The sequence below is a fragment of the Flavobacterium sp. IB48 genome (genome assembly GCF_016405855.1).
Lineage (GTDB): Bacteria > Bacteroidota > Bacteroidia > Flavobacteriales > Flavobacteriaceae > Flavobacterium > Flavobacterium ginsengisoli.
Map to the genome: position 1 here is coordinate 104,083 of NZ_JAEFCA010000008.1, position 15,561 is coordinate 119,643.

The following is a 15,561-nucleotide window of genomic DNA, read 5'->3' on the forward strand; positions in this document are numbered from 1 at the left end:
TTATTTTGTTTTGGGTTTGCTGACTTTTTCTTTTCGAATTACTTTATTGTTTTTTTCATCATAAACGGCAGGATTAATTTCCTGCCCAGTTTTACTGAATATTTTAATTTTGGGAGCTTCATGCGTTCCAGTAATTACAATTGGAAAACCTATGATTCCGAAAAGCGGAAGTCCTAAGCGCATTCTAAGATCCAAAAGTCCGTCAAAGCTTGTAGTTCCTTTAATGGTGGGCCTAAAGCTGGCTACATTAAAAGTAAATGGCTCAATTTTTATAAGGTTTTTGTCGATAGTCGATTTAATTTCAATTCCTTTCATATCGGGATTGTCCAAACCGCTTTGTCCTGTTTTAGAGCTAATTCCGTCAAAAAGTTTGAGACCTTTAATTTTTACATCACGCAAATTTATTGTTCCTCCGCCTTGCATCGATTCATAAATTGGTCCCATATTTCCGTTCAAATCTCCTTTTACACTGTAGTCCACAGAAACTATTCCGTGCGCTTTTTCAGCAGCAGTAACCATGTCATGAAACATCGGAATTTCTTTGTATGCTCTTTGAACATCAAAATCTTTTGCTGTAAAACGAGCATCAAAATGTGCCGAAGTTGGAGATTCGTCTTTGTATAATGCATTAATTCCTAAAACACAATCAATGATATTAAAGGTAATGTTTTCTAAGTAAAATCCTTCTTTTTTTATTCCTATTTTTCCGTTTAATTTGTTAAAAACCAATTTGTTATACTCTATTTTGTCTGCACTGGCATCTAAATTGACATTAAGGTTTTTTGGAATAATTACAACACCGCTCATTTTTGGGTGATCTTCTTTGGCATATTCTACTTCTAGGTTTCGATCCTTGTTTTCGCCGTCTTCAAGCGCCATAAATTCATCAACATTAATTAGTTTTGATTTTAGGTTGAAGTTTCCGCTCAAAGTCCCTTTCGATTCTAAAAAGTAATTGATCGTATTTAAGAGATAACCATTAATATCAAAATCTGATTTTCCGTACAAAGCATTAAATTTCTCAAACCACATTTTCTCATTCTGAAAACGGAAATGTCCTTCTTTGATAAAGAAAGCTTTAGGAAACAATTCAGATGTTGCTTTTATATTTTTTAGCAATAAAGTCCCTTTGTTATCGAGTTTATCATATTGGCCAGTTGTGGCATAACTTTGTTTTCCTTTTAATGAAAGATCAGCTTTGGCGTAACCAGTCAAATCAAGACCTTTTTGAGAGAATACCTGATAGATTCTGCCGACATTCAGTTCGCCTTTAATTTTGGAATTATAAGCCAGATCGCTAAAATCAGACAATGTAGCATTTACATAGACAGGGTTTCCTTCAAAAACAAAAGAAGCAGGCGCTACGGCAACAATCAAATCCTGATAGGTTCCCGCTTTATTCAGCATATTGGCTATAAAAGTGATATTGGTAATAGGATTTGGATAATATTTCGTTTTCAGCCATCCGTTTCTTAAAGAAATACCGCCGATCGTTTTTGGAAATAATTTTTTAGAAGTGCTAAAAACTCCTCGTGCCTGAATATCGGTTTTTACAATTCCTTTTAAATCAATATTTTCCAATCCTAATGCAGCGTCAACAACAGCAAGATCCAATGCACCTTTTATACTTGCATTAATCGACATTTCGCTTAAACCTTTACTGTGCAGATAAGCATTAAAATAATCTTTTTCGCCTACTTTAAATTTCAAGGTTCTCAAATTAACGAGCAATTGTTCGGTGTCCAAAGACGGAAGCATCGCATTCAAATCCATTTGAAAATCGGTTAAAGGAACTGGCGCATTTTTATAATTTACCGAACCTTCATTAATTTTTAAATTGAAAGCTAAGTTTGGTTTTTGTTTTTTTGAAACATTATAATCTCCTTTGAAAGTAAGCAATAAATCGCTTCTTCCAGAAATTTCTGTTTTTTCTAACCAAGTCAAATATTCAGGAGGCATTACAGAAAGTAAATCTTTTACAGTGGTATTTTCTGAAGCTGCCTTGATATTGATTTTATAGCCATCTCTTAAAATGCTAAATATTCCCGTAAATTTTAATGGCAATTTATTAATGTGAAGTTCGTTTTTCTGCAGAATAAAAGTAAGCGCATGCGTATTGATTCGAGTAATTAAATCTGCACTCACTTTTTTTCGTCTTAAATAACCTGTTCGGTCATAATAGAAATCAAGATTATCGATTTTGGCATCAGTTGCAAGATCAAATATGTCTTCGCTTAGATTTCCTTTTCCGATATAATTAAAGCCTTTTGCATCAACTAGAATTTTTGCAGAACGATCATTATATTTTACATGACAATTTTGTAAATCAATACGTTCTAGTCGAATTGCTGTTCCTTCTTCTGGAGCATTTGGATCTTCTTTCTCATTTTTTCTGTCTTCTGGAGCAACATAAATATTATAATTAGCCTGACCTTTTTCGTTAACCATTACATTGATTAAAGCATCAGAAACATAAAGTTTATTGATTTTAACTTCATTATCAAAAAGCAGTCTTTTAATATCAATTCCAAAAGCAACTTGATCTGCTTTTAATAAAGTATCATTGCTGAATGGCTTAGATCCCGTTAAAGACAAATCGTCTAACGAAACGGTCAATGAAGGAAAATGTGTAAAAAACGAAAGTTTAGATTTAGTAAATTCCAATTTGGTATCCAGACGTTCATTGGCAATTTTCTTCACTTCCGAAGCAATTTTTCCAGGAAATAGCAACGGAATAATAAACAGCAAAAACAAAATTACCGCAATCGTAATTCCAGTAATTTTTAAAACTTTTAAGGCGGTATGTTTGAATGAACTAGGCATATACTTTTTTTAATTGTGAATTGTGAATTGTGAGTTGTGAATTGTGATATGCTGGATTTGGATTTTTTCTAATGCTTATTTTTTGACTTCACTCAGGAAGACATCAAAAGAGAATTGGAATTTGGAATTTGAGATTTAACACATATTTACTTTTTCTCAGTTTCAGCTTTTTTAGCTTCTTCTTGTTTTTGCTGTTCCTCTTACTTTTGCTCGTCTTGCTTCTCTTTTTTTGCTTCTTTCTTCTCTTCCTTTTCTTTTTTAGCTTCTTCTTGTTTCTCTTTTCTTTCTTCTTGCTTTTCCTTTTTCTCCTTTTCTTTTTTCTTGAAGTAGCCTCTAAATAGGAAATTGCTTTTTGCAGCTTCCATATTTTCGCTGAAACCTTTTGTTCCTGTTTCTAGATTAGAAAGTGTGTTGGAAACGCTGTTTGCCATTTTATCATCTTTAACCAGTCTTGCCAAAGCTCCGTTTCCGTTGTTCATGCTGTGGCTGAAAATGGCTATTTCGTCTGAAATCACGCCAATATTGTCTACGCTTTTCTTCACGCTTTTCATGATGTCCTGCATTTCAATTCCGTCAATAGAAGCAATCTGCCCGTTGTCTTCAATCATTTTTTGAGATTTGTTGCCAGGAGAAATAGTTAGAACTTTGTCGCCCATTAAACCATCAGAACCGATACTGGCTGTGGCATCTGTTTTAATGAATTTTCGAACCTCTTCTTTCATTACCAAAACTACCCTAACAATAGAGTCATTTTTTAACTGAATTTGCTCTACTGTGCCGACATTAATTCCAGAAAAACGAACGTTGTTTCCGACTTCTAAACCGCTCACCGTTTTAAATTGAGAGCTAATGTGAAAAGTTGAGCCAAAAAGATTCTGCTGTTTTCCTATGAAATATACAGCCATTATAAAAAGCAGTAAACCTATTGTTACAAACATTCCTAGCTTCCAAGTATATCCAGATTCCTTTTTCATGATTTCTATTATTTATTTTGCTTATTCAAAAAATGAGCGTACCCATTCGTCTTCGTCTTTTTCTAATTCTTCGTATGTTCCTTCGGCATGAATAACTCCGTCTTTTAAAACTACAATTCGATCGGCAGTCATTTTTGCGCAGGCCATATCGTGAGTGATAATGATCGAAGAGGTTTTTTGTTTGTGTTTGATATCTAAAATCAATTCACTAATTTCTCTTGACGTTATCGTGTCCAAACCAGTTGTGGGTTCGTCGTATAAAATGATTTCTGGTTTTAAGATTAAAGTTCTTGCGAGACCAATTCTCTTTTTCATACCGCCCGAAAGCTCAGAAGGCATTTTGTCAACTGCTTCGGCAAGACCTACATTTTCTAAAGCTTCCATTACTTCGTTTTCAACTTCATCACTGCTTAGATCGCGTTTGTGTTTAGTCAATGTAAAAGCGAGATTTTCTCTAACGGACATCGAATCGTAGAGTGCTCCACTTTGGAACAAAAATCCGATTCGGACTCTAATCTCATTCAGCTCGCTTTTTGAAATATTAAGAACGTTTTCATTAAAAACTTTAATTTCTCCTTTGTCTGGTTCTATCAATCCCACGATACATTTTATCGTGACCGATTTTCCAGAGCCTGAACGTCCTAAAACCACCAAATCTTCACCTTTATTCAAAGTGAGATTTACGCCTTTTAAAACGGCATTATCTTTTCCAAAAGTTTTGTGCAGATCTTTAATCTCAATAATCGGAGTCAGATCTTTTTCTTTCGTTTTAGGTTCTTTATGTAATTTTTCCTTCATCATTTTAAAAGAATAAATCGGTTATTTGAACAGCAACCATATCAATTATAAAAATGCTTAATGATGCTGTAACTACTGCAGAATTTGCTGCTCGTCCTACACTTTCTGTTCCGTTCGAAGCGTTAAAACCTTTAAAACAGCCAATAATTCCAATAATAAATCCAAAGAAGAAAGTCTTTAATGTTGCTGGAAACAGATCTAGAAATTCTAAGGATTGAATGATTTGAGTTAGAAAACGGTAAAAATTGACATCTCCGTGAATGTTTATTCCAACATATCCGCCAATGATTCCAATCGCATCAGCAAAAAATACTAGGATAGGAACCATCAGAGTACAGGCTAAAACTCTAGTTACCACTAAATAGTTATATGGATTTACAGCTGAAACTTCCATAGCATCAATTTGTTCAGTTACTTTCATAGATCCTAATTCGGCACCAATTCCTGACGAAATTTTTCCTGCACAAATCAATGCTGTAATTACAGGAGCAATTTCTCTAATCAGCGAAAGCGCCACCATTCCCGGAAGCCAAGATTCTGCTCCAAATTTTACCAAAGTCGGACGAGATTGAAGCGTAAGCACCAAGCCCATAATAAAACCGGTGATAGCAACCAATGGCAGAGATTTGTATCCTATAACATAACATTGTTTTAGGAACTCTCGAGTTTCATAAGGCGGAATAAAAACCTCCTTAAAAAACCTTTTGGCGAATATTGTGGTTTCTCCAATTTCGGCGAATGTATTTTTAATAGCAAGGATCAAAATGTTCTGTTTTTAAGGTGAATGATGTGAATTGAAAATCAATTATTTAACATTTTTTTCAAATCATTAAATGATATAGGAAAGTTAGCTCAATACTTGTTAAAATATATTACACAACTTTTTAGCAGCCTTATATAATTTTCATAAACTCACAATAATTAAAACAGTTTGACGTTAGTGACCGCAAACAAAAAATCCCTTTCATTAAGAAAGGGATTTTCAGGGTTTAAAAAAGTGAAGTGTTTGGTTAGCTTCAGTATCTTTTCTTATAAATTTATGGCAATACCGCTTCGAGATTTTAGTAACGGAATAACGCGTGATTGTGACATGGCTAGTTTTTCCATTAATAATCTTGCAGTCAGATAACAAACAGTAGATTCTGCACCTTGATTTAAGTTTACATTGTGTTTCTCAAGTCCGTCGTAACCGCCGCCGCTTACAGGATTATACATAATTTGGTTCAAATGATTTTTACCTAAGAACCAATTAAATGCAGCTTTCATTTTCTTTTTATATTCTGGAGTTTTAAAGGCATTATAAAAAGCATTTAAACTCTGAATGGTGTATGTAACATCAATTGGCTGTTCTCCATATTCATGTGGCTCAGAACCTTTATGATGCCAGCTTTGGTTCGAAATGGCTTTGAAAGTTCCTTCTTTGAACGTTTTAGAAATTAGGAAATCTAATGAATCTAATGCTACTTTTTTGTAAACCGGTTTATTGGTAATTAAATAAGCATAAAGCATAGATTCTGGCAAAATGCTGTTTCCGTAAGTCAGATAATTTTCAAACCATTGCCAGTCTTCTGTTGCTGTATCTTCATAATTTGCTAGAAGTTTAGCATTCAATTTATTGATGATTGCTGCTACGTATAAATTAGGAATGGTTGAATGGTATAAATACAAACCTTTTGTAGCAAAACCAATTGAACGAGGCGACTGAATATTTTCTGCCCATTTTAAAGAATTCAATAAACATCTTGTAGCTTTTTTGGTAATTGCTTCAGGCAGAATGTCTGACATTGAAACGACAGTTCCTAAAGCCCAAATAGCTCTGGCATTTGAATCTTCTAAATTTACTTCGGCATTTTGCTCAATATGCTCGCGGTTTTCCTGATCGACATAATTGATAAAATCTCCTTTTGGTTTTTGGCAACGTTGAATAAAATCTAAATAGATTAAAATATATGCTAGATCATCTTTGTCCTGAGTTAGTTTATAATGCATGCAAAACGCAATTAAAGCTCTTGCATTATCATCTAAAGTATATCCTGAATCTAAATCTGGAATAGAAATTTTACTGAACTGAATAATTCCTAATTCGGTAGTTAGTTTTTTGATATGTTTTAACTGGATAGGAGGATAGCTGTATTTAATTTCGGATGGATTTTTAATCAGTTTTTGATAAGTATTCATTTGAGTAATTCCAACATTTTCCCATGAAGAAGCTCTCATTTTTGTAAATGAACTAATACCCATTTCATGTCTTAAATTTTCATCTTCGATTAATTTAATGGCTGCTTCCGCAAATTGATCGGAATTTCCAATATCACACAAAATTCCAGAATCTGAAGTTAATACTTCTCTTGTATGCGGAATTTTAGAAGCCACAATTGGACAAGCACAACTCATAGCATAAGCAAAAGTGCCACTCACTGCCTGATTGGGATCTTTTGAGGTAAACATATAAATATCTGTCGCTTTCAGATATTCTAAAAGTTCATCGGTATCTAAATATTGATTGATAAATCGAACATTGTTGTGAAGGTTTAATTCTTTGACGATACCTTCTAATTTGTCACGATAAGCATCAACACCATCTTTGATTAAGTTTGGATGCGTTTTGCCAATGATTAGATATAAAGCATTTGGCGCCTTTTCGATAATTTTTGGTAAAGCCTGTAAGCCTGTTTCTATATTTTTACCTTCGCCCAAAAGTCCGAAAGTAGAAAGCACTAATCGATCTTCAATGTTTAATTTTTCTTTTGCCTGTTTTGGAGTTTCATATATTACAATGTGGGTTCCGTGAGGTACGCAAGTAATTATTTCTTCATTGATGTCGTAGTCGTTGATTAGAATTTCTTTGGATTTATTAGTCATTACAAAAACCGAGTTGCTGTAGCTTAACAGCAGTCTTACAAACGTTCTCAATTCGTCATTCGGATTTGGAATTACGCTATGAAAAGTAAAAGTGACAGGGGCTTTAATAACATTTAAAAAATCTAAAAGATGATCTCCATAATTTCCTGAAAACAAACCAAATTCATGCTGAATATGAACTAATTTCACAGTTTCATCGTTATTGATTTCTTCTGCTACTGTAGTATATTCTGCTCTATTTTTTGTGTTTAAAGTAAATGCTTGCGTTGGTTCTTCAATAGGCTCAGTAACCAGTTCGCATATTTCGCATTTTATAGATTTACCGTAAACATCTGTAATTCCTTTGATGGTATCTTGTGTATAAGTTGCTATGCCGCATTGCGTTGGCGGAAAAGTTGATAAAAAAACGATTTTTGATTTATTTGATATTGTCTTCATGAGGATTCTTTTTTAGCTCGGTTAATAACTCGCTTAGGTTCAAAGATGCCACCGCAATCTCATCATCGGCAGCGCCATAATAAATATATAGTTGGCCGTCAAAAATGGCAGTTCCTGTGGGGAAAACTACGTAATTGACATAACCATGTCTTTCATAATATTCGGATGGAGTAATAATGGGTTTTGGCAATCTTCCAATTACTTTTTTTGGATCTTCTAAATCCAGCAAAACAGCAGCTGCATGATAAACCAAACCTTTTACTCTTTTTTCGGCAGCATGATAAATTAAAAGCCATCCGTCTGCCGTTTCGATCGGAGGAGCTCCTGGACCAATATGACTAGTTTCATGATCATATTTTGGTTCCATTACAATGTGATCTGGAAGATTCTTTAAATACTCTTTCCAAAAATCTTCTGTTAATTCTGATTTCTTTTCAAACGTAAGAATTTGAATAGATGGAAATAAGCGGTGTAGAGCAACAAATTTTCCATTTATCTTCTTCGGAAAAAGAACTACATTTTTATCCCAGACATACAAATGTTCTTTCATTGTTTCCGTTAACGGATAATTCCTCTCTGTATTAAACGCCAATATTCTTGCAATGCTGGGGTTTTGTAAATGCTTTCTAATAAGATTGGTAAATTCGTTTAGAATGAATCTCGGTGTAATAATTCCTTTCTTTTTAAATTTCACCAAATCCTTAGAAACAGCCAAAGCGCCACAGGCATTTAGACCATCATAAGTAACATAAGTCATATAATACAGATCATCTATTTTAGTAATTCTGGGATCTTCGACACCATGAATTTCATAAATATATTCTGGAAGAAAAATCGGATTTGAACGTCTTTCTACCAAAGTTGTCGGTCCTTCTAAACGACAGTAACCAATAGTAGAGAAGTTTCCTTTTTTGGCCGCTCTGTAAAACATGTGCACATTATTTCCGTCTTGATATATGGCAGGATTTAAAACGCCTAATTCCTCAAAAGTTCGATCTGTTTTTTGTAAAATGACGCCATGTTTTTTAGCTTCTTCCATTATGCGTATAAATTTTATTTAAAATTACTTTGAGATAGAAGCGATGATTAATGCAATCCATTAAAAAATTAACTCAAAAGCATAAACATGGTAATTCTGTAAGGCTGGTAAATAATCGTGAAAGTGGCGCGTAGTCTAGCTTTGGTTTGGTTTTATTGGGATAATATTTAAGTGTATAGAGTTAACAGGATTTGTAGGAATAAAAGAACTTTGAAGTAGACAAAAAAGGCTTATAAAACAGTCGTATTAAGAACTTAAAAAATCAATATTATGTTACGTTGGACAGTTATATTTATAATTCTTGCTATTATAGCTGGAATTTTTGGTTTTGGCGGAATTGCTGCCGGAGCTGCAAGCATCGCAAAAATTTTATTCTTCATCTTTTTAGTCCTGTTTATTATTTCATTGATTACAGGCAGAAGAAAAGTTTAATTTTTAAGATTCAAAGGCTCAAAGTTTTTAACCTTTGCAACTCTGAGCCTTTGTAACTTTGTACCTTATTTAATACCATTTTGCATAATATTTTCTTGTTATAAAAGCAATCGGAATTCCGACACAGCAAATTACAATGAGAATAGAAAGCAAAAGCGGGAAATCTAAATTCTTCTCTGGTAAAACCGGAAATACTATTGGCAGAACCAAGAGATTCATTACAACCCAAATAAAGAAACCATAAGAAATGCCAGATAATAAGGTATTTATTTTGAAAAAAGGGATGTATGGGAAAATCTTAAAATAAAACCAGGCAAAAATAAAAGCAATTAGAAAATGAAGTCCCAACCCAACGAGAGTCATTTCTGATCCTCCTGTATAAGCTTCTTTCTTAAAAATGCCACTTGCAATAGATTGTAAAATTTTTTCGGCTGTTGTTTTATGTAGTATTCCTGCATAAATCAAAATAGCGGCAGTAATATCTAATGTGCCTGCAACTAAACCAGATGAAATAATGGTTCTAACTTTTGATCTCATAAAAGTAATTTTGAGTTAAATACTAATCTATTGTTTTTTAATATGCTCATAAATCGATTTTAACTGATGAGTGTGTCTCTTCGTATGCACAATTGCAAAATGAAGCCATTCATAAATCGTGAAAAAGTCAAATCCAGGCACTTTAGAATCTAAACAAGTCAATGTTAAATCGTAAGTTTCTGCTGCTTCAAATAAATCATTTTGTATTTTTTTGATGGAAGCCAGCAGTGTGCCTTTTTCATATTCAATATCAGGAGGCTTTATGTTTTCGGGCGATTGGTATTTGGTAGTGAAGTCTAAAAATATATTATCAAGAGTTTTTACGTTTTCATCCGTTTTCATCGGGTTCTCTGGTTGTTTTTTCTGTTTTTCCTGCAAAAAGCATGGTCAAGCCAGAGCAGGCCAGAATAATGTGCTGAGTGGTTTGCCCAGCAGTCCAGCTCCCTTCAAACGGAACAATATTGATTTCTTCTTTTGAAAAGGAAGAAACTAAATCGTGCAATTTACTGTAGGTTTCAAGTATGGTATTTTGAATAGCGCTCTTCATTTTTTTTAATTTTAGAAATAGAAAATTCGACAGTTCGTGTTTACCGATTGGTTTGCTAAAAACCTCAGTGCATTATCTGTGAAATTAAATTTATAGAAATTAGGGGAAATGATACTCTTTCAAATATACAATAAAAAATATTAAAATATTGTAAATCAAGTATTTGATAAGTGTTAATTTTTTAAGGAAGCGCTTCGCAGAAGTAACCGTGCGAATTAACAATGTCTATAATTTTTGTATTAGAAAAGGTAGGTGCATGAATGCGCAGTATTTTGTCGCAATCTTCTAAATCGAAGTTGATCGAGCTGTTTGGATAATGTTCAAGAAGCTTCTCAATGATTATCGAGCATTGAGATTCTTCTTGAACATTTGTTTTAAAAACTTCAATCATAAAGTTTTGGTTTTTAGAGCGCTATGTTTTTATAACGGTGTATTCTATGATATGTTACATAAGATGCTATTAAAATTGCAAAAACGATTAGAGGAAAGAAACCTTGAAAACCTATTCCGTCAACAGCAAAGTGACTTATAGATGCAAAAATAAAGTCAAAAGCAAATCCTGCATAAGCCCATTCTTTTATGCGTCCTGGCACTTGCGGAATAATTAAAGCTAAAACTCCAAGAATTTTAAACACAACTAAAGCATTTCCAAAATATTCAGGATAACCTAAGTGTCTGATTCCTTCCTTAGCCATTTCTGATTGAGAAGTTAAAGCTGGCATCACGCCCTCAAATAAAAAAATAAGAATTGTAGTAGTCCAAAAAATAATTTTTGTTGTTTTCATTGGGTATTTGTTTAAAAGGTTATTAGTTAATGTATTACAAATCTAATAATGTTTTTCTTTTAAAGAAATACACATTTGCGACTATTTTAGGGGCATTTTGGACAGAATTAATTATGAGTTATGAGTTATGAATTATGAATTATGAATTACTAACACTAAGTGCAGAAATACTTAATGGATTCAGCATGTGTCCTTCGACTTCGCTCAGGAAGACATAAATGAGAGTAAGGTAATCTGCGAAATCTTTGAGAAAAATTAAAAGAAAATAACCGTAAAGCAAGCAAATTGGAATTTTGATTTTTAAATATTGGGTTTTAAAAAGTAGTTCGTTATCAGAAACAAATCTTCGAAGCCTAGTCTTGTATAAATGCCTTTTCCTAATGGAGAAGCTTGTAAATGTGCATATTCAGTACCAGCGTCAATGGCTTCGTTGATGGCAAACTTCATTATTTCTTCGGCTAAACCTTTTTTGCGCATTTCTGGAATTACTCCAACACCATGAATTCCCATAACATTTCCTGTTTGAAAAAGAGTAAGCGTTCCTATTGGTTTCTCATCTAGATGAACCAAATAAAACTGGACATTTTCATAATTATGAACTAGCGTTTCTTTACTAATTACATAACTAAAAGATAATGGATAAATATCTGACCATGCTTCAGCATCTTTTTCATTTAAAACTCTCTTAAAAGTCAGATTCTTTTCAAGAGGAAATTTTTCTCCCAGTTTTAAAGCCATTGCCATTAGCTGAATTCGTATTTGAAATTGGTTTTTATCGAAAACTTCTTTTGAATTGCTTCCGAAAATATCCCAATACGGAATGATCAACCCTGGATTTTGGTCTATAATTTCAAGAATCTGTGGCAGATTTTCTTCTGTAATATCTTCTCTGAACCACAGTCGATTTGGCCAACCTGAGTTTTTTATCTGACTGAATTGAAACGGATCGTTTTTATGATAAGAAAGGAGAGGAGTAGCAACGGTTCTCCAAAGTGTTGTAAGATTGTCAATATTATCTTTTACAAGGGCTGTATTTTTCATTTTTTCGAATATCGAATTTAAATCTATAGCAAAGATAAAACTAGCTTTCTTGAAAAACCTTTACATATGTTGATTTACAATTCTTTTTCGAGACTTTTTCTGATTCTGCTTAGCTGTGTTGGTGTAATGCCCAAATGCGAAGCAATATGCAATAACGGAACTCGATCAGCGATTGTTGGATGCGTCTCAAGAAGATTAAGATATCTTTCGGTTGCATTTTGCATTACTAGCGCCACTTCCCTCTGTTCTTTTTCGATAATCCAGTTTTTTTCCAAATATGCAATGTAGAAGTTTTTAAGATCATCATTTTCGGTAATCAACTGAATGTATTTTTTGTAATTAAGTTGGATTAAAATACAGTCTTCTAAAGCTTCGATCGTAAAGTCTGAGGGAGTTTGCAGCATTGATGAAACTTTAGAGCATGCAAGCCTGTTTTCGAAAAAAAGGTTTTTGTTATAGAAATTTCCTTGCTCATCGGTAATAAAAGTTCGTAAAATTCCTTTAGCAATAAAATACATATTTTTGCAGATTTCCCCATTTTCTAGTAGTATTTCTCCTTTTTTGATTGTCTGAAAATCTGTCAAGCCTTCAATCAATTTCCATGACTGTTCAGAGATAGGAGCGTAACTTTCGAAGTATAATTTTAGATTGTTGAGGTATGTTTCTTTGTTGAAAGTCATAGATTGGTTTGGTTTTGCCACAAAGGCGCTAAGGCACAAAGTTTTTTTTATTTTAAGGCACTAGATTTACTATTCAAAAATAAAGAAATAAGCGCAATTTTGTCATTTCGACGAAGGAGAAATCTTCGCGAGAAACTCTACAAAGATTGATTCTCGTTGCGGAGCTGCTTGTGGAGATTTCTCCTTCGTCGAAATGACAAAAATGAGAATAAATCTGCATAATCTGCGAGAGACTTAAAAATAGATCATTTCGAGCCTTAGCAGCAAAAAATTTAAAACCGCTAAAAACTCAGAGCTTTTAGCGGTTTAATCAAAAGTTATTCAAATCATTTTAGAGCTTAATCAGCATAATGAAAAATGCTTTTTTTAACTGTATTATTTATTTTTTCTAGTGTTACTTCTGTCACACCACCTTCGTAATTCATCGAAATAGCTACTTTGTCTTTAAAAATTTCATAATCAATAGAGATTAATCCTTCTTTGTTTACCTCAATAGATTTTTTTTCAGTTGGAAGAGTAGTTAAATAATACTCTGATTCATCTACTTCTTTGTTTTTAATGATGTTGTGATAAACCTCATTAATATCTGTATCTTTTAGAATGCATTCTCTTCCAGATCCCATTTCTACTTCTATGTCCTTACAATCTCCTTCTTCTGGATTCTCCTCTTTTATTTCTTCTTTGACTACGGTAATAGTATCAGCCGGAGTTTTAGCTGATTCTAATTCTTTCTCTGAATTGTTTTGTTTGCAATTTGTAAAAAGTAAAGCTAAAAGAGCGAAGCATGCTATTTTTTTCATTAGTTTAATTTTTTTAATTCGTTATTGTGGCGTAAAGGTTAGAAAACATAGGGTTTTGTTTGGCAAAAGTAAGAAAAATAAGTTTTATTTTGTTATTTAAACAAAAGAGAAATCGCACTAGAAATTCTACAAAGGTTTGTCTTCCTGAGCGAAGTCGAGGGACACATGCTTAATCCATCTAGTGTGTCTAACTAAGCGCATCCTACGACTTCGCTCTGGAAGACAAAAAATGAGAAAAAATTCGCGAAATCTGTGAGAGACTTTAAAAAAATCTTCATGTCTTAGCGCCTTCTTGGCAAATTAAAAAAAACAAAAAACGCCATGAAACCATAAGGTTCCACAGCGTTTTCATCTCAAAAAATAAATAATTAACGGGTAACGGGTATTATTTCCAGCCTCCGCCTAGAGCACGGTACAAATCTGTATTGGCTGTGAGTTGTTGTCTTTTAAGATCAGCTAATTCTAATTCGCTTTGTAAAAGATTTGCTTGTGCAGTTAAAACTTCAAGATATTCTGCTAATCCGTTTTGGAATAACAAGTTTGAATTTTTAATTGCCTGCTGCAACGTTTTTACTTTTTCTTTTAAGAACTTTTCTTGTTGCTGTAATTTTTCCACTTTTACCAAAGCATCCGAAACTTCGCTAACAGCTACCAAAACTGCTTGTCTAAAACTTAAGACTGCTTTTTCTCTTTCTGCTACAGCGATATTATATTGCGTTCTAACTCTTTTATTGTTTAGAATTGGTTGAGTTAAGCCACCTGCAACAGTTCCGAATAGAGAAGCTGGAATATTGAACCAGCTGCTCGTTTCGAAAGAGTTCAAACCGCCTTGCGCCGTAATTCTAAGAGCTGGGTATAAATCCGCTTTTGTGATACCGACATTTGCGTTTGCTACTTTAAGGGCTAATTCAGCACTTTTTACGTCTGGTCTTCTGCCTACTAACGAAGAAGGAATTCCAATTGCTGGATTACTTTTAATTTCAATTGAATTTAAAAGAATGGTTCTTTGTTTTGAATTTGGGAATGAACCGGTTAAAACACTTAAAGCATTTTCTTGAATAGCAATATTTTGTTCCAATAACGGAATCAATTGTTCTGAGTTTAATTTCTGTGCTTCAGACTGTTGAATTGCTAAAGTGGTTACTTGACCAGCATCATATTTTAACTTAATAATATTGGTCGTACTGTCGTTTAATCTTAGGTTTTGCTGTGCAATTTTTAGTTGAGCATCTAGCATCAAAAGATTGTAATAGCCTCTTGAAACATTAGCAACAATATTAGTCTGCAATGCTTTTTTTACTTCTGCAGATTGAAGATATCCTGCGTAAGCTCCTTTCTTTTGGTTTCTGATCTTTCCCCAAATATCAGCTTCCCAAGAAAGTGAAGCTCCAGCAGAATAATCATCAATATGTTTAGCGCCTAAAGCCTGATTCAAGTTCATTCCTGTAAAACTATTGTCAGAAGGATTGCTTGTATTGGCATTTACAAATAAATTAACCTGAGGAACATTTCCCCATTTAGATTGTGTAAATCTGTATTGCGCAATTTCGATGTTTTTCTCTGCAATAAGCAGGTCGTTATTTCTAGCAACCGCGCTGTCAATCAATTCAACAATATCTTTTTCTGCAAAGAAGTTTTTCCACTCAATATCGGCAATACTTGTTGTATCACTCGAAACCGATGCATTCCTGAAATTTTCAGGAAATGCATCTTTAGGAGTTTCAATATCCTTTGAGACTTTACAGGATATTATTGTCGTGATCAGAATGGCGAAGGTCACGATTTTGGTTATATAATTTTTCATT

Annotated in this window: 16 protein-coding genes; 1 reads left to right on the plus strand and 15 read right to left on the minus strand. The window is 33.4% G+C overall.

Annotated features, from left to right (window positions below):
* The 6 genes from JC605_RS20345 to JC605_RS20370 form a co-directional block, all read right to left on the minus strand.
* Positions 1-2,823 (minus strand): AsmA family protein, encoded by a 2,823-nt coding sequence (locus tag JC605_RS20345; RefSeq protein WP_198857931.1) that lies wholly within the window; start codon positions 2,821-2,823, stop codon positions 1-3.
* Positions 2,824-3,023: 200 nt separating this feature from the next.
* Positions 3,024-3,797: an MlaD family protein gene (locus JC605_RS20350; protein WP_198857932.1), complete on the minus strand. Its 774-nt coding sequence runs from the start codon at positions 3,795-3,797 to the stop codon at positions 3,024-3,026.
* A 21-nt stretch (positions 3,798-3,818) separates the two neighbouring features.
* A complete protein-coding gene (locus JC605_RS20355) occupies positions 3,819-4,595 on the minus strand; it encodes an ABC transporter ATP-binding protein (protein WP_370569080.1) in 777 nt (258 codons plus the stop codon).
* Positions 4,596-4,599: 4 nt separating this feature from the next.
* Positions 4,600-5,358, minus strand: a complete 759-nt coding sequence (locus tag JC605_RS20360; protein WP_198857934.1) for an ABC transporter permease — start codon at positions 5,356-5,358, stop codon at positions 4,600-4,602.
* A gap of 266 nt (positions 5,359-5,624) precedes the next feature.
* Positions 5,625-7,895 (minus strand): glycosyltransferase, encoded by a 2,271-nt coding sequence (locus tag JC605_RS20365; RefSeq protein WP_198857935.1) that lies wholly within the window; start codon positions 7,893-7,895, stop codon positions 5,625-5,627.
* Positions 7,876-8,934: a pesticidal protein Cry7Aa gene (locus tag JC605_RS20370; protein ID WP_198857936.1), complete on the minus strand. Its 1,059-nt coding sequence runs from the start codon at positions 8,932-8,934 to the stop codon at positions 7,876-7,878. Before JC605_RS20370 ends, JC605_RS20365 begins: the two co-directional genes overlap by 20 nt.
* Before the next feature lie 270 nt (positions 8,935-9,204).
* Between JC605_RS20370 and JC605_RS20375 the strand changes: the two genes are divergently transcribed.
* Entirely contained in the window at positions 9,205-9,366 is a 162-nt protein-coding gene (locus tag JC605_RS20375) for a DUF1328 family protein (protein WP_129747735.1), read from the plus strand.
* 69 nt (positions 9,367-9,435) lie between these two features.
* Here the strand turns inward: JC605_RS20375 and JC605_RS20380 are convergent, their stop codons facing one another.
* The 9 genes from JC605_RS20380 to JC605_RS20415 form a co-directional block, all read right to left on the minus strand.
* Positions 9,436-9,903 carry a DUF1440 domain-containing protein gene (locus tag JC605_RS20380; RefSeq protein ID WP_198857937.1) on the minus strand — a complete coding sequence of 156 codons (468 nt, stop codon included), beginning with the start codon at positions 9,901-9,903 and terminating at the stop codon, positions 9,436-9,438.
* Positions 9,904-9,930: 27 nt separating this feature from the next.
* Positions 9,931-10,245 carry a DinB family protein gene (locus tag JC605_RS23800; RefSeq protein ID WP_233074182.1) on the minus strand — a complete coding sequence of 105 codons (315 nt, stop codon included), beginning with the start codon at positions 10,243-10,245 and terminating at the stop codon, positions 9,931-9,933.
* Positions 10,232-10,450, minus strand: a complete 219-nt coding sequence (locus tag JC605_RS23805; RefSeq protein ID WP_233074183.1) for a DinB family protein — start codon at positions 10,448-10,450, stop codon at positions 10,232-10,234. Before JC605_RS23805 ends, JC605_RS23800 begins: the two co-directional genes overlap by 14 nt.
* A 181-nt stretch (positions 10,451-10,631) precedes the next feature.
* On the minus strand, positions 10,632-10,841 hold the full coding sequence (locus tag JC605_RS20390) for a hypothetical protein (RefSeq protein WP_198857938.1): 210 nt from the start codon (positions 10,839-10,841) through the stop codon (positions 10,632-10,634).
* Between the two features lie 13 nt (positions 10,842-10,854).
* Positions 10,855-11,235 (minus strand): DoxX family protein, encoded by a 381-nt coding sequence (locus JC605_RS20395; RefSeq protein ID WP_198857939.1) that lies wholly within the window; start codon positions 11,233-11,235, stop codon positions 10,855-10,857.
* A gap of 300 nt (positions 11,236-11,535) precedes the next feature.
* Entirely contained in the window at positions 11,536-12,276 is a 741-nt protein-coding gene (locus JC605_RS20400; protein ID WP_198857940.1) for a GNAT family N-acetyltransferase, read from the minus strand.
* A gap of 74 nt (positions 12,277-12,350) precedes the next feature.
* Positions 12,351-12,956 carry a Crp/Fnr family transcriptional regulator gene (locus JC605_RS20405; RefSeq protein ID WP_198857941.1) on the minus strand — a complete coding sequence of 202 codons (606 nt, stop codon included), beginning with the start codon at positions 12,954-12,956 and terminating at the stop codon, positions 12,351-12,353.
* A gap of 338 nt (positions 12,957-13,294) precedes the next feature.
* Positions 13,295-13,756 (minus strand): hypothetical protein, encoded by a 462-nt coding sequence (locus tag JC605_RS20410; protein ID WP_198857942.1) that lies wholly within the window; start codon positions 13,754-13,756, stop codon positions 13,295-13,297.
* 385 nt (positions 13,757-14,141) lie between these two features.
* Positions 14,142-15,560: a TolC family protein gene (locus JC605_RS20415; RefSeq protein WP_198857943.1), complete on the minus strand. Its 1,419-nt coding sequence runs from the start codon at positions 15,558-15,560 to the stop codon at positions 14,142-14,144.
* Position 15,561 lies beyond the last annotated feature (1 nt).

Coding starts and splice junctions, on each gene's coding strand:
- JC605_RS20410 (WP_198857942.1), bottom strand. CDS start 13,756: ATGAAAAAAATAGCATGCTTCGCTCTTTTAGCTTTACTTTTTACAAAT.
- JC605_RS20380 (WP_198857937.1), bottom strand. CDS start 9,903: ATGAGATCAAAAGTTAGAACCATTATTTCATCTGGTTTAGTTGCAGGC.
- JC605_RS23800 (WP_233074182.1), bottom strand. CDS start 10,245: ATGAAAACGGATGAAAACGTAAAAACTCTTGATAATATATTTTTAGAC.
- JC605_RS20415 (WP_198857943.1), bottom strand. CDS start 15,560: ATGAAAAATTATATAACCAAAATCGTGACCTTCGCCATTCTGATCACG.
- JC605_RS20370 (WP_198857936.1), bottom strand. CDS start 8,934: ATGGAAGAAGCTAAAAAACATGGCGTCATTTTACAAAAAACAGATCGA.
- JC605_RS20350 (WP_198857932.1), bottom strand. CDS start 3,797: ATGAAAAAGGAATCTGGATATACTTGGAAGCTAGGAATGTTTGTAACA.
- JC605_RS20345 (WP_198857931.1), bottom strand. CDS start 2,823: ATGCCTAGTTCATTCAAACATACCGCCTTAAAAGTTTTAAAAATTACT.
- JC605_RS23805 (WP_233074183.1), bottom strand. CDS start 10,450: ATGAAGAGCGCTATTCAAAATACCATACTTGAAACCTACAGTAAATTG.
- JC605_RS20355 (WP_370569080.1), bottom strand. CDS start 4,595: ATGAAGGAAAAATTACATAAAGAACCTAAAACGAAAGAAAAAGATCTG.
- JC605_RS20365 (WP_198857935.1), bottom strand. CDS start 7,895: ATGAAGACAATATCAAATAAATCAAAAATCGTTTTTTTATCAACTTTT.
- JC605_RS20405 (WP_198857941.1), bottom strand. CDS start 12,956: ATGACTTTCAACAAAGAAACATACCTCAACAATCTAAAATTATACTTC.
- JC605_RS20375 (WP_129747735.1), top strand. CDS start 9,205: ATGTTACGTTGGACAGTTATATTTATAATTCTTGCTATTATAGCTGGA.
- JC605_RS20390 (WP_198857938.1), bottom strand. CDS start 10,841: ATGATTGAAGTTTTTAAAACAAATGTTCAAGAAGAATCTCAATGCTCG.
- JC605_RS20395 (WP_198857939.1), bottom strand. CDS start 11,235: ATGAAAACAACAAAAATTATTTTTTGGACTACTACAATTCTTATTTTT.
- JC605_RS20400 (WP_198857940.1), bottom strand. CDS start 12,276: ATGAAAAATACAGCCCTTGTAAAAGATAATATTGACAATCTTACAACA.